Annotated in this window: 19 protein-coding genes; 7 read left to right on the top strand and 12 right to left on the bottom strand. The window is 62.7% G+C overall.

The window, feature by feature from the left end:
* The first annotated feature begins 32 nt into the window (after positions 1 to 32).
* From ACR0K1_RS13840 to ACR0K1_RS13830, 3 genes are read left to right on the top strand one after another with little or no spacing between them, the layout of a single operon-like run.
* Positions 33 to 692: a Tim44/TimA family putative adaptor protein gene (locus ACR0K1_RS13840; RefSeq protein ID WP_480851084.1), complete on the top strand. Its 660-nt coding sequence runs from the start codon at positions 33 to 35 to the stop codon at positions 690 to 692.
* Positions 689 to 1,729, top strand: a complete 1,041-nt coding sequence (mltA, locus tag ACR0K1_RS13835) for a murein transglycosylase A (RefSeq protein ID WP_480611847.1) — start codon at positions 689 to 691, stop codon at positions 1,727 to 1,729. The genes ACR0K1_RS13840 and mltA overlap by 4 nt, the downstream gene beginning before the upstream one ends.
* Complete coding sequence (locus ACR0K1_RS13830; RefSeq protein WP_480611846.1) at positions 1,729 to 2,316, top strand: Smr/MutS family protein; 588 nt, start codon at positions 1,729 to 1,731, stop codon at positions 2,314 to 2,316. The genes mltA and ACR0K1_RS13830 overlap by 1 nt, the downstream gene beginning before the upstream one ends.
* Here the strand turns inward: ACR0K1_RS13830 and ACR0K1_RS13825 are convergent.
* The 3 genes from ACR0K1_RS13825 to hslU form a co-directional block, all read right to left on the bottom strand.
* On the bottom strand, positions 2,313 to 3,533 hold the full coding sequence (locus tag ACR0K1_RS13825) for an MFS transporter (RefSeq protein ID WP_480611845.1): 1,221 nt from the start codon (positions 3,531 to 3,533) through the stop codon (positions 2,313 to 2,315). The genes ACR0K1_RS13830 and ACR0K1_RS13825 overlap by 4 nt on opposite strands.
* On the bottom strand, positions 3,530 to 4,630 hold the full coding sequence (locus ACR0K1_RS13820) for an alpha/beta hydrolase (protein WP_480611844.1): 1,101 nt from the start codon (positions 4,628 to 4,630) through the stop codon (positions 3,530 to 3,532). Before ACR0K1_RS13820 ends, ACR0K1_RS13825 begins: the two co-directional genes overlap by 4 nt.
* Before the next feature lie 100 nt (positions 4,631 to 4,730).
* Complete coding sequence (gene hslU / locus ACR0K1_RS13815; protein ID WP_480611843.1) at positions 4,731 to 6,038, bottom strand: ATP-dependent protease ATPase subunit HslU; 1,308 nt, start codon at positions 6,036 to 6,038, stop codon at positions 4,731 to 4,733.
* 198 nt (positions 6,039 to 6,236) lie between these two features.
* Here hslU and ACR0K1_RS13810 point away from each other — a divergent pair, with 198 nt between their 5' ends.
* Both ACR0K1_RS13810 and ACR0K1_RS13805 read left to right on the top strand, forming a co-directional pair.
* Complete coding sequence (locus ACR0K1_RS13810; protein ID WP_480851083.1) at positions 6,237 to 6,638, top strand: DM13 domain-containing protein; 402 nt, start codon at positions 6,237 to 6,239, stop codon at positions 6,636 to 6,638.
* Between the two features lie 105 nt (positions 6,639 to 6,743).
* On the top strand, positions 6,744 to 7,985 hold the full coding sequence (locus tag ACR0K1_RS13805) for an MFS transporter (RefSeq protein WP_480851082.1): 1,242 nt from the start codon (positions 6,744 to 6,746) through the stop codon (positions 7,983 to 7,985).
* Between the two features lie 96 nt (positions 7,986 to 8,081).
* Here the strand turns inward: ACR0K1_RS13805 and hslV are convergent, their stop codons facing one another.
* Positions 8,082 to 8,633 carry an ATP-dependent protease subunit HslV gene (gene hslV / locus ACR0K1_RS13800; protein ID WP_480851081.1) on the bottom strand — a complete coding sequence of 184 codons (552 nt, stop codon included), beginning with the start codon at positions 8,631 to 8,633 and terminating at the stop codon, positions 8,082 to 8,084.
* A gap of 197 nt (positions 8,634 to 8,830) precedes the next feature.
* Between hslV and ACR0K1_RS13795 the strand changes: the two genes are divergently transcribed.
* Positions 8,831 to 9,025 (top strand): DUF1127 domain-containing protein, encoded by a 195-nt coding sequence (locus ACR0K1_RS13795; protein ID WP_480611839.1) that lies wholly within the window; start codon positions 8,831 to 8,833, stop codon positions 9,023 to 9,025.
* A 60-nt stretch (positions 9,026 to 9,085) separates the two neighbouring features.
* Here the strand turns inward: ACR0K1_RS13795 and ACR0K1_RS13790 are convergent, their stop codons facing one another.
* Together ACR0K1_RS13790 and ACR0K1_RS13785 are read right to left on the bottom strand one after the other, a co-directional pair.
* Positions 9,086 to 9,448: a Lin0512 family protein gene (locus ACR0K1_RS13790; protein ID WP_480851080.1), complete on the bottom strand. Its 363-nt coding sequence runs from the start codon at positions 9,446 to 9,448 to the stop codon at positions 9,086 to 9,088.
* Positions 9,445 to 9,795: a Lin0512 family protein gene (locus tag ACR0K1_RS13785; RefSeq protein WP_480851079.1), complete on the bottom strand. Its 351-nt coding sequence runs from the start codon at positions 9,793 to 9,795 to the stop codon at positions 9,445 to 9,447. Before ACR0K1_RS13785 ends, ACR0K1_RS13790 begins: the two co-directional genes overlap by 4 nt.
* Positions 9,796 to 9,987: 192 nt before the next feature.
* On the opposite strand from ACR0K1_RS13785, the gene ACR0K1_RS13780 reads away from it, so the two are divergent.
* Positions 9,988 to 10,344 carry a hypothetical protein gene (locus ACR0K1_RS13780; protein ID WP_480851078.1) on the top strand — a complete coding sequence of 119 codons (357 nt, stop codon included), beginning with the start codon at positions 9,988 to 9,990 and terminating at the stop codon, positions 10,342 to 10,344.
* A gap of 82 nt (positions 10,345 to 10,426) precedes the next feature.
* Here the strand turns inward: ACR0K1_RS13780 and trxA are convergent, their stop codons facing one another.
* From trxA to tsaE, 6 genes are read right to left on the bottom strand one after another with little or no spacing between them, the layout of a single operon-like run.
* On the bottom strand, positions 10,427 to 10,747 hold the full coding sequence (trxA, locus tag ACR0K1_RS13775) for a thioredoxin (protein WP_480611835.1): 321 nt from the start codon (positions 10,745 to 10,747) through the stop codon (positions 10,427 to 10,429).
* Positions 10,748 to 10,807: 60 nt separating this feature from the next.
* Positions 10,808 to 14,167, bottom strand: a complete 3,360-nt coding sequence (gene addA, locus ACR0K1_RS13770; protein WP_480851077.1) for a double-strand break repair helicase AddA — start codon at positions 14,165 to 14,167, stop codon at positions 10,808 to 10,810.
* A complete protein-coding gene (addB, locus tag ACR0K1_RS13765) occupies positions 14,164 to 17,088 on the bottom strand; it encodes a double-strand break repair protein AddB (RefSeq protein WP_480851076.1) in 2,925 nt (974 codons plus the stop codon). The genes addA and addB overlap by 4 nt, the downstream gene beginning before the upstream one ends.
* Positions 17,081 to 17,767 carry a nucleotidyltransferase family protein gene (locus ACR0K1_RS13760; protein WP_480611832.1) on the bottom strand — a complete coding sequence of 229 codons (687 nt, stop codon included), beginning with the start codon at positions 17,765 to 17,767 and terminating at the stop codon, positions 17,081 to 17,083. The genes addB and ACR0K1_RS13760 overlap by 8 nt, the downstream gene beginning before the upstream one ends.
* Positions 17,764 to 18,768: an aminoglycoside phosphotransferase family protein gene (locus ACR0K1_RS13755; RefSeq protein WP_480851075.1), complete on the bottom strand. Its 1,005-nt coding sequence runs from the start codon at positions 18,766 to 18,768 to the stop codon at positions 17,764 to 17,766. The genes ACR0K1_RS13760 and ACR0K1_RS13755 overlap by 4 nt, the downstream gene beginning before the upstream one ends.
* Entirely contained in the window at positions 18,765 to 19,238 is a 474-nt protein-coding gene (gene tsaE, locus ACR0K1_RS13750) for a tRNA (adenosine(37)-N6)-threonylcarbamoyltransferase complex ATPase subunit type 1 TsaE (protein WP_480611830.1), read from the bottom strand. The genes ACR0K1_RS13755 and tsaE overlap by 4 nt, the downstream gene beginning before the upstream one ends.
* Between the last annotated feature and the right edge of the window lie 20 nt (positions 19,239 to 19,258).

The raw sequence follows: 19,258 nt of genomic DNA, 5'->3' as shown, positions 1-19,258 counted from the left end.
ACACAAAGTCTCGGTTCTGAAAAGAGGATGAAATGAACTCACCCATGATCCAGCTTTTGGTGCTTCTTGGCATAGCTGTTTTCCTGATCCTGCGCCTGAAAAGCGTATTGGGCACGCGCGAGGGGTTCGAAAAACCGCCTCTGCCGCAACAGCCCGATACCAGCTCTGCGCGGCGCGATTTCGAAGTGATCGAGGGCGGCCCGGATCACGACATCACCGACCATGTCCCCGAGGACAGCGAACAGGCGCAGACGCTTGCGGCGATGAAACGGGTCGAGCCCGGATTCTCGGTCAGCGAATTTGTGCAGGGCGCGCGCGACGCTTATGAAATGATCGTGATGGGCTTTGAAAAGGGCAACCTTGACGAAATCCAACCCTTCCTGTCGGAAGAGGTGTTTGACACATTCGTATCCGTCGTGGCCGACCGCGAAGACAAGGGCCTGACGATCGAAGCCGAATTCATCGGCGTGCGCGAAACCGCCCTGTCCGATGTGCGGTTCGACAAGGACAGCAACGAGGCCGAGATCACCATGCGCTTCGTCGGCGAACTGACCTCGGTTGTGCGGGATCGCGGCGGCGACATCATCGAAGGCAACCCCAACACCGTCAAACGCCAAAAGGACAGCTGGACCTTTGCCCGTGTCATGGGCAAGGACGATCCGAACTGGCTGCTTGTTGCCACGGACGCATGATTGCCGCGCTCCGGTCGCTTTTTCTGGTGGGCGTCATGACCACCTCCAGCGCCGCCGGAGCCGAGGTGACGCGATCCATTCTGTCGTTCGATGACCTGCAGGGCTGGGCCGGGGATGATCACGGCGCGGCCCTTTCGGTTTTTCTGAACACCTGCGGCGATCTGGATAACCCGGACTGGCGTGCGCTGTGCGGCGTGGCCCGGACCTATGAGCCGGACGCGGCGCGGTCGTTCTTTGAACTGTTCTTCCGCCCTGTGCTGGTCGAAGACGGCAAAGATGCGCTGTTCACCGGCTATTTCGAGCCAGAACTGGACGGGTCCAGAACCCGCACGGAGCGTTTCAAATACCCGCTCTACAAAATGCCGCCCGAGGCGCGCGCTTCGGACATATGGCTGAGCAGGAGGGAAATTCTGACCGGTGACGCGATGCAGGGTCGGGGTTTGGAAATCGCCTGGGTCGATGATCCGGTCGAGCTGTTCTTTCTGCAAATTCAGGGCTCGGGCCGCATCCGCCTGCCCGATGGCACCGGCATGCGGGTCGGCTATGGCGGGGCCAACGGGCATCCCTATCGCTCAATCGGTGCGGAACTGATCCGGCAGGGCGCGCTGGGCGCGCATCAGGTCAGCGCGCAGATGATCCGGTCCTGGGTGCGTAAGAACCCCGAGGCGGGGGCGGAACTGCTGTTTCACAACCCGTCCTATGTGTTCTTTCGCGAGGTGACGCGGGTTGCCCCGGAACTTGGGCCGCTGGGGGCCATGAACCGATCCGTCACCACGATGCGCAGTATTGCCGCCGACCCGGCCTTTACACCGCTGGGCGCGCCGGTCTGGGTGGAAAAGGACGGTAAATCCCCGCTGCGCCGGTTGATGATCGCGCAGGACACCGGGGCTGCCATCAAGGGCGCGCAGCGCGCCGATATCTTTTTCGGTACCGGAGATGAGGCCGGAGAGGCCGCCGGAAAACTCAAGGACCCGGGCAGGATGGTGATCCTGCTGCCGATCCAGCGCGCCTATGCCCTGTTGCCGGATGAGTTCTGATGAGCCGGCGCAAACTGACCAGTGATGAGATCGATCTGTGGCGCAAGGTCGCCAAACAGACCGAGCGGCTGCATCCCGAAATCCCGCAGACGGTCCACCCGATCTCGCTGCCCAAACCCAAGCCCAGAAAACTGCCCAAAACGCGGATCGAGGCGTTTGAGCTTGGGCAGGCCGGGACCGGGAAACCCGGCGGCAACAGTCTGAAACCCTCGGTCACGGATACGCTGCGGTCGATGCCGGTGCAGATGGACACCAAGGCGTTTGGCCGGATGAAACGCGGCAAGCTCAAGCCCGAGGGCAAGCTGGACCTGCATGGCATGCGGATGGACAACGCGCATCCCGCCTTGATCCGGTTCATTCTGACAGCGCAGGCGCAGGGCAAGCGGCTGGTTCTGGTGATCACCGGCAAGGGCAAAGACCGGGATGAGCCCGGCCCGATCCCAACCCCCCGCGGGGTGCTGCGCAATCAGGTGCCGCACTGGTTGTCGATCCCGCCTTTGGTGCAGGCGGTGATGCAGGTCGCGCCCGCCCATATCAGCCATGGCGGCGACGGGGCCTATTACGTCTATCTGCGGCGCACCCGCTAAAACGCGCGCAGGGCGCGGGAGACGCCGGTCCAAATCAGGGCACAGACCATCACGAAAAAGCCTCCGATGCACAGAAACTGGGTGTCCAGCGACACGCCCCGATCGATCAGGAATCCGGTCAGCCCCGGCCCGATGGCCGAGCCTAGCACCATGACCGCCGTTGCCATTGCCTTGATCGCGCCAATGTGGCGGGTGCCGTAGAATTCCGCCCAAAAGGCGCTTGGCAAGGTGCTGTTGGCCCCCACGGTCAGACCCAGAAACACCAGCCCCAGCAGCGCCCCGCTGATCGAGCCTGTGGTTCCGAGGATGACAAAGCCAAGCGCGATGGGAAGCTGGTAAAACGGCATCATCCGCGCCGTGCCCCATTTATCCAGCGCCCAGCCGGCGGCGAACATCGACAGCAGCGAGACGCCGGTAAAGACCGGAAACAGGGCGACCAGTTGGAGATGTTGCCAGCCTTTGACCTCGGCCAGATGCACCTGATGAAAGAAGAACGCGGTGATAAAGGCCGACGGTCCCAGAACCGCCGGGGCCATGAACCAGAACAGCGGGTTATGCAGGGCGTCGCGGCGGCTCCAATGGCGGTTTTGCATGCCCGTGGCGGAAAGCGCGTCCGACAGGGCCTGTGGCGTCCGTTCCTGACGCAGCAGACGCATCAGCACAGGAATGCCCAGCAAGGTGATGGCCGCCGCCAGAACCCACAGCCAGCGCCAGTCCAGCAGCGTCATCAGGGCGACGAAGGTCAGCGGCAACAAAGCCTCGCCCACCGCGTACCCGGCCGAAGCGATGGAAAGCGCCTTGCCGCGTGTTGCGGTGAACCAGCGGGCCATGGCGACCTGCGCCAGATGGGTGCTCATCCCCTGCCCGAACAGGCGCAGCAGGAAGATCACCAGCGGCAGCAGGATCAGCCATGTGTTCAGGGCCATGGCCAGTGCGGCCAGCACCAGCCCGGACAACACCGCCGGGCCCAGAACGCGGACGCGGAAGATATCGGTCAGCCCGCCCGCCCAGATCATCACAATCGCGGCGGCGGTGGTGCCCAGCGTATAGAGCCCGCCCCATACGCCGTGGCTCAGCCCGAATTCGGCGCGGATTTCACCGGCGAAGACCGAGATGAAAAAGGTTTGCCCAAAGCTTGACAGGAAGGTCAGCAGAACCCCCGCGCTCAGCCAGCTTGCATTCCGGGCCAGATACCGGCGCAGGCTGAACTGCGTCACGGGGTGCTGACCTCTGCCTGCCCTGTCCCGGTCAGAACGATTTCGGTGGCCCCGTCGGGGTTGCGCTGGCTCGGCGGTACCAGAATGTCGATGCCGGGCCGGTCATCCGGGCCGAACGTGTTGCTGACCCGGCGCACCGAACTGAGGATCGCCAGCAGCGCCGGAGAGGTCGCTGCGACGAAATGCGACGATCCCGCATCGCCGCTGAACGCGGTCGTGTCGATCACGCTGATCGGAAATTCGGCCAGTTCATCAATGGAACTGATATTGCCCAACCTCTCGCTGTCGGCGGTGCCGCGCAACCGGCCCGAGATGTTCAGAATCTTGTCTTTCTGCGACACCATCACGATGAACGGATCAGGCGGGTTGTCGATCCGCGCCATTTGCGAGCGGAACAGGTCGATATCCAGATCGGGCGATATCAGCACCACGCCTTCCAGATTTCGTTTGGCCCAGCCCGGTTCGGCAAGTTCCGCCTGCCGCATCATCTCCATCGACAAGGCGCTGCCCATGGAATGCGCCACCAGCAGGACCCGGCGAACGCCCATGGATTTCAACTCACGTATGGTTTGTTCCAGCCCGTCGCGGGCAAACAGCATGCTGTCCAGATCGTAAGCATAGCCATAGCCCGTCGCGCGGCTGGGCCAGGAATAGACCAGGATCGAACCCGGAATGCCGATGTCATGGGTCAGTTGCGCGGCGCGGAACAGGGTTTCGGTCTGGGTCGAGTTGTAGCCGTGCACAAAGATGGTCACTTCCTCGGTCCCGCGCAGACGGGCCCTGAAATCCTGTGGCCCGCTGAATTCGGTCACGCCCGCCAGCACGAACTCTTTCTTCGGGTTGGGATTGGCATAGGAAAACTTCAACGTCCCCGGCGTATGGGTCGGCGGGACCGAAACGGTGGTTTCCAGAAACTGCAGCCTGTCGCCGCGCCGGAACCCATATGTCCCGTCGGCTTCACGGGCGCGGGTGGTGGTCGCGAACACGGTTTCCGGCGTGCCGATGGTCAGCGCCGAGGGCACGGTCTCGGTCACGGACCGGTCCACGCAGGCGGACAGGCACAGGGACGCAAGCAGAAGGATCAGATAGCGCAGCACGGCGGGTTCCCGAAACGGTTCGCGGCTACGCTATCGCATTTTGACCCCGCGTCCAGTCGGACATTGCAGGTCAGAGTGCACAATCGGCAGGTTTTCGGGCCTACAGAACGTAGCGGCTGAGATCCGCGGATTTGGTCAGCTCGCCCAGATTGTCGTCGACAAACTGCGCATTCACCGTGATCTGCGCCCCGGCCTGATCGGGGGCGGTAAAGGAAAGCTCCTCGAACACCCGTTCCATCACGGTGTAAAGCCGCCGGGCACCGATATTCTCGACGTTTTGGTTCACATCCGCCGCGATCTTGGCCAGTGCGGCGATACCATCCTCGGTGAAGCTGACCGTGACCTCTTCGGTGCCCATCAGCGCGGTGTATTGCAGGGTCAGCGCGTTGTCGGTTTCGGTCAGGATGCGCACGAAATCCTCTTCGGTCAGCGCCCGCAGCTCGACCCGGATCGGCAGGCGGCCCTGCAATTCCGGCAACAGGTCCGAGGGTTTGGCGATGTGGAACGCGCCCGAGGCGATAAACAGGATATGGTCGGTTTTCACCGGGCCGTGCTTGGTGCTGACGGTGGTGCCTTCGATCAGCGGCAGCAGGTCGCGCTGCACCCCTTCGCGGCTGACATCGCCGCCGCGCGCTTCCTGGCGGGCGCAGACCTTGTCGATCTCATCCAGAAACACGATGCCGTTCTGTTCGACCGAATCCAGCGCCACCCGGTTGACGGTTTCATCATCCAGTAGCTTGTCGGCCTCTTCCCCGATCAGGGCTTCATAGCTGTCGGCGACGGTCATGCGTTTCTTGACGGTGCGTCCGCCGAACGCCTTGCCGAAGATATCGCCCAGATTCATCATCCCCATCTGGCTGCCCGGCTGCCCGGGCACGTCAAACATCGGCATCGGGTTCGAGGTATCGGACAGTTCCAGTTCAATCTCGGTATCGTCCAGTTCCCCGGCTTTCAGCTTCTTGCGAAACATCTCGCGCGTGCCTTCGCGGGCGTCCTCGCCTGCGATGGCAGCAATCACCCGATCCTCGGCGGCCTGATGGGCGCGGGCTTTCACATCCTCGCGCATGAACTCGCGGGTCTGCAGGATGGCGGCGTCGGCCAGATCGCGCACGATCTGCTCCACGTCACGGCCGACATAGCCGACCTCGGTGAACTTGGTGGCCTCGACCTTGATAAAGGGCGCGCGGGCCAGTTTCGCCAGACGGCGGCTGATCTCGGTCTTGCCGACACCGGTGGGGCCGATCATCAGGATGTTCTTGGGATACACCTCATCCCGGATATCGTCGGGCAACTGCTTGCGCCGCCAGCGGTTGCGCAGGGCCACGGCTACGGCGCGCTTGGCGTCTTTCTGCCCGATGATAAAGCGATCCAGTTCCGAGACAATCTCGCGCGGGGTCAGGTCGGTCATATGCGTTCTATCCGTCTGTTTCGCAGCGGAACCTAATCATACGGCGCGAAAACACAAGCCGATCACGGAAAGATCACGATAACTCACGGATCGCACACGGGTTTTCGTGGTGTTGTGAATCGCCATCCCCGCAGCACCTGCGGCATAACTTTTTGCGACGGGCACCCAGTCCGCATCAATTTATGGAGATACCTCATCATGATGACTCGTCGTTCGCTTTTTGCAAAAGCCGCAGCCACAGGCGTGGCCCTGACCCTGGCAGGCACGACAACTGCCGTGGCTGGTGGCGCCAAAAAGAAAGGCTCGTTCGAGGGTCGCTCGAACCACATCACCACCGGTTCGGTGAATCTGGTCAAGGATGGCGACCGCTATATCGTCGAACTGGGCGAGGATTTCTCGCTGGACAACGGCCCCGATCCGCGCGTGGCCTTCGGCAAGGATGGAAAATACGCCCCCGACAGCAAACTGGGCGCGTTGCTGCACCTGACGGGCAAGCAATCCTACGCCGTGCCGCCGACCATGGATGTGTCCGGCTATAACGAGGTTTACATCTGGTGCGAGGTCGCCGGCGTGCCGCTGGGCGTTGCGTCGCTGAAGTAATCGAATTGGTCAGGGGCCGGGTTTTCCGGCCTCTGACACGCCGTTAGGTAACAGGGCAGCAGTCTGTTACACTTGCCCCAAGGCATTGGAACCGGGGGCGTTTTTATGACCAAGATTGCCAAGATCACCTTGCTGTTCGTGGTGTTTGTCGACCTGATCGGACAGGGGCTGGTCTTTCCCATCATCAACTCGTTGATCATGGAGACGAAATCCGGGTTCCTGCCGGACAGCACCCCGATGGGGCGTCGTCATTTCTACTACGGGCTGGTGATCGGGTGCTTTTTCCTGTCCTGGTTTCTGGGGGTGGTCTACGTCTCGAAAGTGTCGGATTCCATCGGCCGGAAAAACGCCCTTCTGATCTGTCTGGGCGGCGCTTTGGCGGGCTATGCCCTGACCATCGCGGCGCTTTACATGAACAGCCTGCTGCTGCTGATCATAGGCCGGTCGATCACCGGGTTCACCGCTGGCAACCAGCCCATCGCGCAGGCGGCGATGATCGATGGCAGCACCGATGCCGCCGACCGTGACCGCAACATGGGCTATATCGTCACCGGCGTCAGTTTCGGTTTGGTCGGCGGACCCATCATCGGAGCCGTCCTGTCCGATTCTGCGCTGCTGGGCGGGTTTGCGACGCTGAAAACGCCGTTCTACGGCGCTTTTGTTCTGGTCCTGATCGCCATCTTCCTCGTCACCACGTTCTTCAAAGACACACGGACCGAGCGTGCGCCTTTTGTCTTTCGTCCCCGTGACATCACCGACAGCCTGATTGCCGTGCGCGGGCATCCGATGGTTCTGAAAATTCTGCCCGTCTATGCGCTGTTCATGATTGCCAATGTCACCTTCTACGTCTTTGTCGACAATTTCCTGACCAGCGCATGGGGCTATGGCGTGATCGGCGGCAGCATGGCGATGGTCGTCATTGGCTTTGCGCTGGCCTTTTCCAGCACCTTCCTTGTGAAACCCGCGCAAGAGAAGTTCAGCAAACACCAGATCATCTACACCTCGCTGGTAGTGATGGTGATCTGCGGTTTTGGCTTTGCCTTCAGCCCCAGCGGCGTGATCAGCTATGTGCCGGTGTTCTTCTTCTACTTCTTCTTCGGTGTGTCCTACCCGACCCTGTTGGGCCTGTTCTCGTCCTCGGTCAGCGAGACGGATCAGGGCTGGGTCATGGGCGTCACCACGGCGGTGTTCTGCCTTGCGGGCGGCATCATGTCCCTGATCGGCGGCGGATTGATGAGCATCGACATCCGCCTGCCCTATTACATCGTGATTCTAACCGCGATCATGGGTCTGATCGGAATGCACCTGCGCTGGAAAGGCAAAGAGATCAAGGCGCTGCTAGCCTGAGACAGTTTTGCATTTGATTTGAACCGAAATACGCTGCCTCACCCTTCGGTCAAACGCGCATTTCGATGCACTTTTCTGAGTTAAACGCAGAACGTCTTAAATACTCTCAACCGTCAGATTGCCGTTGGTATAGACGCAGATGTCAGCGGCAATCGCCATCGCCTCGCGCGCGACCTGTTCGGCGGGTTTGTCGCCATCCATCATCGCCCGCGCGGCGGCGAGTGCGAAATTGCCGCCCGAGCCGATGGCCGCCACGTTATGTTCCGGCTCAAGCACATCCCCGGCGCCGGTGATCACCAGCAGGTCCTTGCCATCGGTGACGATCAGCATCGCTTCGAGCTTTTGCAGATATTTGTCGGTGCGCCAGTCCTTGGCCAGCTCGACCGAGGCGCGGGCCAATTGCCCCGGTGTGGCCTCAAGCTTGGCCTCCAGCCGTTCCAGCAGGGTAAAGGCGTCGGCGGTCGATCCGGCAAAGCCTGCCACAACCTCAAACCCGCCGGGCGACAGGCGGCGCACCTTGCGGGCGGTGCCCTTGATCACGGTCTGGCCCAGGCTGACCTGTCCGTCGCCGGCAATGACGACCTTCCCGCCCTTTTTGACGCCAATGATCGTTGTGCCGTGCCAACCGGGAAAGTCGCTGTCTGCCATAGGGGCCTCCGTATCTGTCGGCGTTATATATGGGCCGGGCGCGGGATCGGCGCAACCCGTTCTAAAACTGCCCAAAAGATATGCACGGAACGCAATTCGGGGCTGTTGAAGCAGCAATTGTAGGTTTCGGCCATTGGTCCTACATCAGCCTCACAACCGACACCGGGTCGGCTGTTTCATTCAAAAGGACTGCGCACATGGCAACTACTGCAAACATCCATGCGCCGCTCGGAGCAGCTACCATCCTGCACGTAGTGGACGCGATCAAGGCAACCATCGGCAAAATCGCCGACTGGAACGAAGCCCGCAAAACCCGCAATCTGCTGTCGGAACTCAGCGACGCACAGCTGGAAGATATCGGTCTGGTCCGCGCGGACATCGCCAATATCTGATCTGACCCCGGATCACTGACCCGAAACAGCCGCCCGGAACCCCGAGCGGCTTTTTCTTTTTCAGCGCAGCACGAACTTGCCGGTCTGATCCGGCACAAATGCCTCGACCGCGGCGGTTGCCACCACGTGGCGCGTGCCTGCTGCGTCATCGACGACATCCAGCCCGCCTTTGACCGCGCGCACCTCGGCCCGGCCCCGCGGCAGATCGGCGGCGACCAGATCGCAATCCACCGCCTCGGGATGCTGCACGCCGATTGTCACCTGGACCCGCATGTCCATATGGTCGATCCCCAGCGCAGAGAACAATGTGATCGAGGAATGATGCAGCGCGTCCTGCACCGCGCGGCGGGCGGCTTTGGTATAGTCCTGCCCGTACAGGTCATTGCCCGTGCCCATCTCAAGAATGATACGTTTCTCGCTCATTGCGCCGGCTCCATGTCGAATGAGGCGATGACCGCCGCGTTGGCAATGACCGTGCGGCCCCTGTCATCCGGCTTGTCGATATCCAGCCCGCCCTGCGTGACCATTATGTTCGGCTGCCCATAGGGGAAGATCGATTCCAGCGCCGCCACATCCACCTGATCCGGCTGCTGCACGCCAATTTCGGCGTCGATGATCATCGCCTCTTTGGGAAATCCGAACAGTTCGGCTATATTGACCGAGTTGTGCCACAGCGCATCCTTGATCGCCCGCCGCGCCGCCTCGGTATAGTCCATCCGCCGCAGGGATGTGCCCATGCCGAATTCTACCAATACGCGTGTCTTGGTCATGTCCCCTCCTGTCATCCGTCCTGCGAAACCGAGCATGAGTCGCGGCGAAAGGAAAGTCCCAAAGTTCTCAGGCGCGTTCCACCGGGCATTGTCGTAGCGAAGCCTGCGGGCAGACGGCGCATGTTTCTATTTCGCCAAACTCAATTAAGATCGGAATGGTAATCTGCGACATCCAAAAAAAGGATTGCTGCGATGAAGACCTTGCAACTTATGTCGATGGCGGTGGTGTCTTGCTTTGCAATGACATCGGCCTCGGCCGAGGAAATTAAGAGCAAAACCAGGTTTCTGGACCTGGTGGCGGGCAAGAAGCTGGTTCAGGAAAACGCCTGGGTGAGGATCCTCAAGGACGGCGTGGTCGAGGGCCAAGGCCCCGAGGCGGGCGACATCAGCGGGTCCTGGCAGTGGAAAGACGGGCATTACTGCCGGGATATCGTCATCGACGATGTGCCCCTGCCCCATGATTGTCAGGCGGTTTCGATCGACGGCGATACCGTCACCTTCGCCCATCGGGACGGCAGCGGTATTTCGGTCAGCTGGCGGATCGAATAGCGCGGCGCTGTCAATTTACCCGGACCGGAATGAAAAAAGGCGCCCGATCCGGGCGCCCTTTGAACCTTTCGATCCGTTCGGATCAGATCGATTCGTCGATCCAGCTCTGCAAAGCGGCCTTCGGGGCTGCGCCCGCGCGGTTCGACACCACCTGACCATCCTTGAAGATGAACAGCGCCGGGATGCCGCGTACGCCCATGGCGGCGGCGGCGTTGGGGTTGCTGTCCACATCAACCTTGGCGATTTTCACCTTGCCGCCATATTCCGAGGCCAGTTCTTCCAGTGCGGGACCGATCTGCTTACAGGGTCCGCACCATTCGGCCCAGAAATCCACAACAACGGGAACGTCCGAGTTCTTAACTTCGGCGTCAAAGGTTTCGTCAGTGACGGCTACGGTCGACATATTATGTCTCCTGAATGGAATGCGCTTGGGCAGTGAAAGTAGGTAGCCTTTGGGGGGAGGTCAAGATATCTGGGTGCGCGACAGGGCATCCGTCACAAGATCGTGTGGCAGCCACATAAGCTGCGCCGTGCGGGTCCACAGGATCGCGGTGCGAATTTCCCTGCCCGGATAGATCTGCGACAGCGCATGCACATAGGCCCCCATCTGCCTCAGCAGGCCTTCGGGGCAGGCTTCGGGCGTTGCTGGCACCGTCGCGTTCGATTTGAAATCAATCACTTGAACCTGCGTATCCGACACGATCAGCCGGTCGATCACCCCATGCATCCGCCGCCCGTTCAGGTCGGCTGAGACCGGAACCTCGGCCAGGGCCTGCCCGGAAAAAACGGGTTTCAGGTGCTCGGCGGTCAACACCTGTGCCGCTTCGGCCAACAGGTCTTGCCGGTCTGTTTTTTGCATATCGGGCAGAAGCCGGGCGCAAAGCTGCGGCCATATGTCTTGCGCGGCGTCGGGCAAATGTTCCAGCAGCAGATGCAGGCGGGTTCCACGCAGCTTGGCGGCCTCCTCATCCTGCCCGGCATCCCCCGGCAGCGCTTTGGTCCCGCCTAGATTCGACGGGCTGAGCGTTTCTGCCGCCTCGGGCGCGGGCGGCGCGGGCTGATGGAACAGGTCCGGCAACGGGTCGCCCGAAGGCACCGGTTGTGCCGGGTCGACCAAGGGCAACGCATCCCAGTTCCCATGCGCCAGCCTGCGCGTGCCGGACCCGTCCAGTTGCGTCGCCCCGGCCTGCTCCATCGCCGCTTCGACCATCTGGTACCAGCTGTTCCCGTCCTTGCCGACATCCCCCGCGGCCGCCACGATCAGCCACTTTTCCGCCCGTGTTAGAGCCACATAGAGCAGTCGCAGCCGCTCATTTTCCTCGCGGCGGCGCGCCTCGTCCCGCGCTTGCGCGACAAGCTGCGGCGACGCGTCGGCGGGAACCTTCCACAGCGGTGTGCCATCGGTGGTCATGATCTCGGCGTCGCGCGGGGGCTGGCGTTTTCCGGTGTCCGGCAGGATCACGATGGGCGCTTCCAGCCCTTTTGAACCATGTACGGTCATCACCCGGATCATATTGCCGACGCCGCTCATCTGCCGCTTGATTTCCAGATCGTCGGTCTGCATCCAGACCAGAAAGCCGGTCAGGCTTGGGATATCCGTGCGTTCATAAGCCAAAGCCTGCGACAGCAGCGCGTTGATTCCATCCTCGGCCTCGGCCCCCAGACGCCCCAGCAGCTTTCGCCGCCCGTCATGGCGGGTCAGGATGCGTTCGATCAGGTCATAAGGGCGCAGAAAGTCGATCTGGCCGCGCAGATCGTTCAGAACCTCTAGCGTTTCGGGGAAGTCATCCGCGCGGGTGCGCAACGCGGCCCAGAGGAATCTTTCTTGCCGCCGATGGGCCAGATCGAACAGGGCTTGCTCACCCCACCCGAACAGGGGCGATTTCAGCACGGTTGCCAATGACAGGCTGTCTTCGGGCGTGGCCAGAAAGCTGAGCAGCGCGGCAAGGTCTTTCACCGCCAGTTCCGCCCCCACCTTCAGACGGTCCGCCCCGGCGATGGGCAGGCCAGCGGCCTTGCAGGCGCGGATGATTTCGGCAAACAGGTCGGAGCGGCGCTGGACGAGGATCAGAAAATCCCCCGGCTGCACCTTGCGGCGCACGAACGTACCGGGCGTTTCGCCATCCTTGGGAATGGTTTCACCCCGGTCGATCATCGCCTTGATCGAGCATGCCACCTGCTCGGCCAGAATCACAGTGTGATGGCGCGCGCCGGGCCGGTCGACGGGATCGGTCCAGTCGGCATCCTCATCCTCTTCGACCTTTTCCACGACCGGCCACAGATCGACGCGCCCCGGCAGGTTGGTCTTGAAGGCTTGGTGCAATGCCTTGTCCTGAAACCCGGCTTCGGCATGATGTTCGAACAGAATATTGACCAAGGAGAGGATCGCGCTGGACGAGCGGAAGGAATACTCAAGCTCCAAACTCTCCAATTTAGAGCCTGATTCTGCCAGTTTCCGCCCAAACTCAGCCTGCATCCAGTCGAACGCCTGCGGGTCGGCGCCCTGAAAGGAATAGATCGACTGTTTCTTGTCACCGACCACAAAGATCGTGCGCTCGACGCCCGACCGGGCGCCCTCGCCGCTGGTGAATTCCTGCGCCAGTTTTTCGACCACATCCCATTGGTCGGGGCTGGTATCCTGTGCCTCATCCACCAGAATGTGGTCGATGCCACCGTCGAGCCGGTAGAGCACCCATTCCGCCGCTGCCGGATCGTTCAGCACCTGCCGCGCGCGCAGGATCAGGTCGTCGAAATCCAGCCAGCCCCGCAGCTGTTTGCGCCGTTCGTATTCCGGCAGGAAGGCGGCGGCAAAGCGATGCAGCACGGCAGTTTTCTGCGCCGCGACCAGGGCCAGACGCTGTTCCCGCGCGGCTTCGACCCGCAGCATCAGCGCGTCAAGCTGAGGCATCCGGTCGGCCAACGCCCCTTCGCGCAGCGCTTTGGTCGGGAAGCTGCCCACCTTCGCGGTGAACGGTTCCTTGGCGCTTTTGCCGGTCAGCAGGACGCTTTCCAGAACCGGCAGTTGCCCCACCCGCGCCTCGGCAAACCCGATTAGTTTCGCCGCGGCCTTGGCATTGTTGCCCCCGCTTTCAGTCAGCGCGGGCAACATGGAGCGCACCAGGTCGACCTCACCCCCCAGAAAGACCTGTTCCAGCAGGCGGCTTTCGTCAAACCCGTCGGGCAGGCCAAAACGGCGCAGCAGGTCAGCCCAGTGCAACCCTTGCGCAAACAGGTTTCGTTTCTGCGCTACGGCGGCGGTCAGCTTGTCGAACCCTGTATCGGTGACGAACCGCGCGACATCCTCGATCAAATCGGCCTGCGGACCTTCGGCAAAATCCTCGACAATCTCCTCGCGCAGCAGGGCGGCGGCGCGGTCTTCCATCTCGGCAAATTGCGGGCTGACACCGGCCTCAAGCGGGAAGCGGCGCAGCAGCGCGGCGCAGAATGAATGGATGGTCTGGATTTTCAACCCGCCGGGTGTCTCAATCGCCCGGGCAAACAGGGTGCGGGCCTGCGCCAGTTGCGCGGGGTCGATGACGCCGGCAACGCCCAGATCGGTCAACTGCTGCTGCAAGGGATCGTCCCCCAGCATCGCCCATTCGCCCAGCCGTTTGAACAACCGGTTCTGCATCTCGCTGGCGGCGGCCTTGGTGTAGGTCAGGCACAGGATGTGCTGCGGCTGCACCCCGCCCAGAAGTAAGCGCGCCACCCGGTCGGTCAGAACCCGCGTCTTGCCCGACCCCGCATTGGCCGCCAACCAGGTCGAGGCATCTGGCCGCGCCGCCTGCACCTGCCGTTCGGTGGCATCGTTGCGCGGGCTCATGTCAGATCCTCGGGGCTGGTTTCGGCGGTGCGGTCCCATTCGCCGAACCGGGCAAGGTGATCATAGTCGCCGATATCAGTGTCTTTATGCAGCATCCGGCGGGAGGAAAAGCCTTGATCAGGCTCTAAATAAGCTGAAATCAGCTCTTTCAACTCGGCCAGCACCTTGTCTGTGGGTTCTTTGGTCAGCGGCGCGGGCACCTCTTTATAGCTGCCGCCCATGCCGACAAAGACCGCTTCGGCCACCGCCATCGGGTCAATCCCGTCGATGGCCCCCTGCTCGGCCATGGCCGCTTCGATCAGCAGCTGCTTGTCAAATTTTGCCTGCTGGCTTTCGGTCGGCGGCGCGCCAGTTTTATAGTCGATGATCCGCAGCGCGCCGCGGCTGTTGCGGTCGATCCGGTCCGCGCGTCCGGCGATGGTGAAGTCCAGCGGCGTCAGCGCCAGTTTCATCGCCGCCTCAAAGGCGACCGGCCCGCCATCGGCGCGGCGAGAGACCTCGGCGCTCAGGAAGTCATCTGCGATCCGCTCGAGCCGCGCCAGCCAAAGTTGCCGGGCCGTGGGCCAGGCAACGTGCTGGTCCAGCAACTCCTGCGCGCGTTTCAGGAAGTTCTCGCGGGTCAGCAAGGCGGTGTCCAACACGCTGTCCTTGACGAATTGTTCAAGGATTTCGTGAATGACGATACCGCGCAGCAGCGCATCCGGGGCCTGCACCAGCGGGTCCAGCGGTTTCAGGCGCAGCACATGTTTGGCGTAGATCGCATAAGGATCGCGGATCAGCCGCTTGATCTCGGTCACGCTCAGGCGGCGCGGGCGGGCCGAAACCGGCGGGCGGGGTGAGGGGCGATGTGCTGGCGTGATCCGAGGGGCCTGTTCCAGCGTCTCGGACCAGTTCAACCATTGCTGGCCGCGCGCCCGCATGTCGGACAGGGCGTCGTGACCGCCCTGCCCCGGCAAGCCCTGCAACAGGTTGGTCATCCGGTTCAGCCAGCGCGACGGCACGGTTTCGGCATCGTCGGATCGGGTTGCGCGGGTCAGCCAGACCTCGGGCGCGCCGACGGCCTGCTGGAAGTCATGGGCAGACAAGCCGATGCGCCGCTCGGGCAGCAGCAAGCCGGCCTGATCGCGCATCTGACGGTTCAGCCAGGGGTCCGGCGTGGCGGCCTCGGGCCAGCTGCCTTCGTTCAGCCCGCCGAGGATCAGCAGATCGGCCCCCTGCACCCGCGCCTCGAGCGTGCCCCAGATCATGATGTGGGGATGTGGCTTGTCCCGGTCCCGCACCTCTTCCCCGGCCAGCAGAGCCCCCAGCAGGTCGGCAAAATCATGCGCCGTCATCGGGCCACCATGCTGCGCCTCGTCGCGCAGCGCGGTCATGACGGTCAGCGCTTTCTGGCCCGCGTTCTTGTCCCAAAGGGTTCCTTGGGTGCCGGTGCTGCCCGACGATATCGCCTGCGCCAGAGAAAACAGGCGGTCCACCCATTCGGTCAGTGGGCGTTCCCCTTCAATCTGCTGGTCGCAGAACTGCGTGGTGACCCAGTTGACCCACCCCTCGGGCACCTCTTTGCGGATCGCAAATGCGGTCAGGCTGGCGCTGTCGGGAAAGGGCGGGCCGTGGTGGCGCAGGTCCAGTTCCAGATCGCGGGTGTGCAGCAGATGGTCGCCGCGTTGGGCCCCGTCATGGCAGAGCGGGTGTTTGAGCAGCGTCAGCAGCGCCTCGCCATCCAGACGGCGGGCAAACAGACCGGCCACGTGGCGCAGGAACCGGCCGGGTGGAGACAGTTGTAGCGGCAGGCCCGCGCTGTCATCGGGCAGGATATTCCAGCGATCCAGCGCGGCGCTGACCTGCCGCGTCAGCATTCGGTCGGGCGTGATCAGCGCAGCGGTCTGGCCTGATTCAGCCGCTTGCAGCAGGCGCAGGGCGATGGCCAGTGCTTCGGCCCTTGGGGATTGCGCCTCGACCAGGGTCACGCCTTTGGTGGCTTCGGCCAGATCGGTCAGGCGCGGGCCTTCGGTCATCCAGGCATCGGTGATCGGGGCAGGGCGCAAGGCCAGTGAAACCAATCGGTTACGGGCAGGGGACGGGGCTTGGGCATCAGTCCACCGGACGATCTGATCCGGGGTCAGGTCCAGCGCGCGCATCAGTTTGCGGAACCGGTACTGCGGGTGATCTTCTGAACTCAGCGCCTCATCCAGCCGGGTCCACACATCCTCGGGCTGGTCGAAATCATACCCCGGCAGCACCAGTGCGCCCTGCGGCAACCGGGCCACCGCGTTCATCAGCATCAATGTGGTGCCGCGCGATCCGGTCGAACCGGCCAGAATGACCGGATGGCTGGGGGGTGCCGCCTGCCAGCGGGCAATCAGGTTTTCCACCACGCGCCGCTGGCGGGCTTGCACGTCCATCGCCTGCGTGCCGGCGCCGATGAAGTGATCGGCGATGCCGATAAAGGCCTGCGCCCGCGCCCAGTGGCCGGACATGTCGCTGACATCAAGGCCCCGGATCGCGCTGGGGTGAACGCCTTCGCCCTGCATTTCATCAATCAGGGCGGCCAGGCTGTCGGACAGGTCGAACAGCGACGATCGCGCCGCCAGATCCGGTTGCTGGTCGAGCAGTTTCGCGATCAGCTGCGTTAGTTCCAGCCTGCGCCGCAGCGGCGGGATCGCCGGGGGAATATGCGCCAGATCGACGCTTTCCCCCAGATCGGTAACCAGCGAGAGGCGCGGCAGCAAGCCAGGCAGGCCCTGATCGAACAGGTCGCGCACGCGCCGCGCCATGCGGCGGGTGTTGACCACCAACTGGACCCGCGCCATCGCCTCGGGCGGGGCTTGGCATCGGTGCCGCAGCCCGTCCACCAGCGCTTTGGGAAAGTCCGCGCCCGGTGGAACGCCGAAGACACGTGGCAGGGTTTGGGGCTCAAACATCGGCCAGCAGGTCCTCGGCCAATGCGATGCCCTCGGGCCGTCCGACATCGCACCAGCGACCGGGATATTCGATGGCAAACAGGCGGCCCTGGTCGTGCATCCGGTTCCAGAGCAGGTTCAACGAGAACGCGCGTTCGGCAAAGTCACGCAGACCATCGGTCTTCAGAATCTGGACGCCGCCATAGACAAGGCCGGGCCCGCGGGTGATCCGCCCTTCGGCATCGGCGGTGAAATCGCCCCTGCCCGTGTATCCGATGGTTTGGCGCACGGGAATGCACATCAACAGCGCGTCCATACGCGCCGGGTCCCATGCATATTGCAGCAAGGTCAAAGGGTTGGGACCCGCCCAGATCGCATCGGTGTTCAGCGTAAACACCGGGTCGGCACCCAAAAGGGGCAGGGCGGCGCGCAGCCCGCCGCCGGTTTCCAGTATCTCGGGCTGTTCGTGCGACAGCAAAACACCCTTTGGCGACAGATGCGCCTGAAGCTGGTCGGCGTGATAGTGCAGGTTGGCAACTACGCGTTTGGGGGCAAGGTCGTCGACCAGCGCCAGCGCGTGGTCGATCAGCGGTTTTCCGGCAACCGGGATCAGCGGTTTGGGGCGGTCCTTGGTCAGCGCCCCCATGCGGGTGCCGAAACCCGCCGCAAACAGCATGATGGCTTCGGGTTTTGCGGTCATTTGGCCCTCAGCTTCACAAGGTTTTCTGGCGTCGGTTCGGGCAGGGTGTCGCGCAGCATATCGGCCACCGGCACCAGCGCGGGATGTTCCAGATCGCGCATCAGGTGGGACCATGTGACCGGGATCAGGTCCACGTAGCCCGGCTTGCCGTATTCGGTCGCCAGCCGCGCGAAACCGCCAAGGATACGCAGGTTCCGCTGCGCACCCAGAACGCTGTAGGCGGTGCGGAACGCGTGGTCGTCAATGCCCGAGGCCGCAATATAGCGGTTGATCATCTGCATCTCGATCCCGGCCGGAACCGCGCGGCGAACATCCTGCAGCAGGGACATCAGATCATAAGCCGGATGCCCCAGCATGGCGGTTTGAAAATCCAGCAGTCCAACGCGCCGAACGCCGTCGCGGTCTGGCAGCCAGATCAGGTTTTCGGCGTGGTAATCGCGTTGGATCACCACTTTCGCACCGGATGTTTCCCGGTGCAGAACATCGGAAAACCGGTTCCCGAACCGCTCCAGCACGTCTTCATCATACTGCCCGAGGATGCCGCGCGCATATTTGGTAAAGGCCAGCCCGGCAAGTTCGGTCATCAGCGCCGGGTCGTATGAGGGCAGGGACAGCGAGGGCGCATCGTGCAGATGCAGCAGCACGTCTGTCGCGGCTTCATAAAGCGTGCGCTCTTTGTCCGGGTGGCGCTGAAGGACACGGGCGAACAGGTCGTCGCCCAGGTCTTCAAGCAGCAAAAAGCCTTTGTTAGGGTCTTCTGCGTAGATTTCCGGCGCGCTCAGGCCGATCTTGCGCAGGTAATTCGCGACGCGCACGAAGGGCCGCACGTCCTCGCCCCTGTCCGGCGGGGCGTCCATCAAAACGGCGGTCCGGTCGGTGGCCGGATCGGTCAGCCGTTCATACCGCCGGTTCGAGGCATCCCCGGCCAGCGGCGCGCGCGTGGCATTGGCCCATTGCGTTTGCGCGATCAGAGCCTCGGCCAGAGCTGACCGATGTGTCATGAAGAAGTCTCCAGCTTTTTGGCCCATTTCGGGTCCGACCAGGACAGGGTCAGATGGCGGGTGTCCATGGCTTCGGGGTCAGTTGCGAAATCCAGCGTCAGTGCGGTGGCAGGCGTCAGCGGGCCCAGCTTGTCGGGCCATTCCACAAGGCACAGGGCGGTGTCAAACGCCTCGGACAGGCCCAGCTCCTCGATCTCGTCCACATCGCTCAGGCGGTAGAGATCGCAATGCCAGATTTCCCCAGCGGGGATGTCATAGGCCTGTACCAGCGTGAATGTGGGTGACGGCACATCCTCGGGCACCGGCATCAGCGACTGGATCAGGCTGCGGGCGAAATGGGTTTTACCGCTGCCGATTGCGCCCCTTAGCAACAGCGTGTCGCCGGGATGCAGGCAGGCCCCAAGCCGGGCCGCAAAGGTGGCGGTTTCCTCCGGTGAAGTCAGGGTGATCGGCAGGGGCGTCGTCGTCATGGCGCCACAATGTACCCGCG

The organism is Ruegeria sp. F5, assembly GCF_056533845.1.
This window is presented reverse-complemented; position numbering and strand designations above follow the sequence as displayed.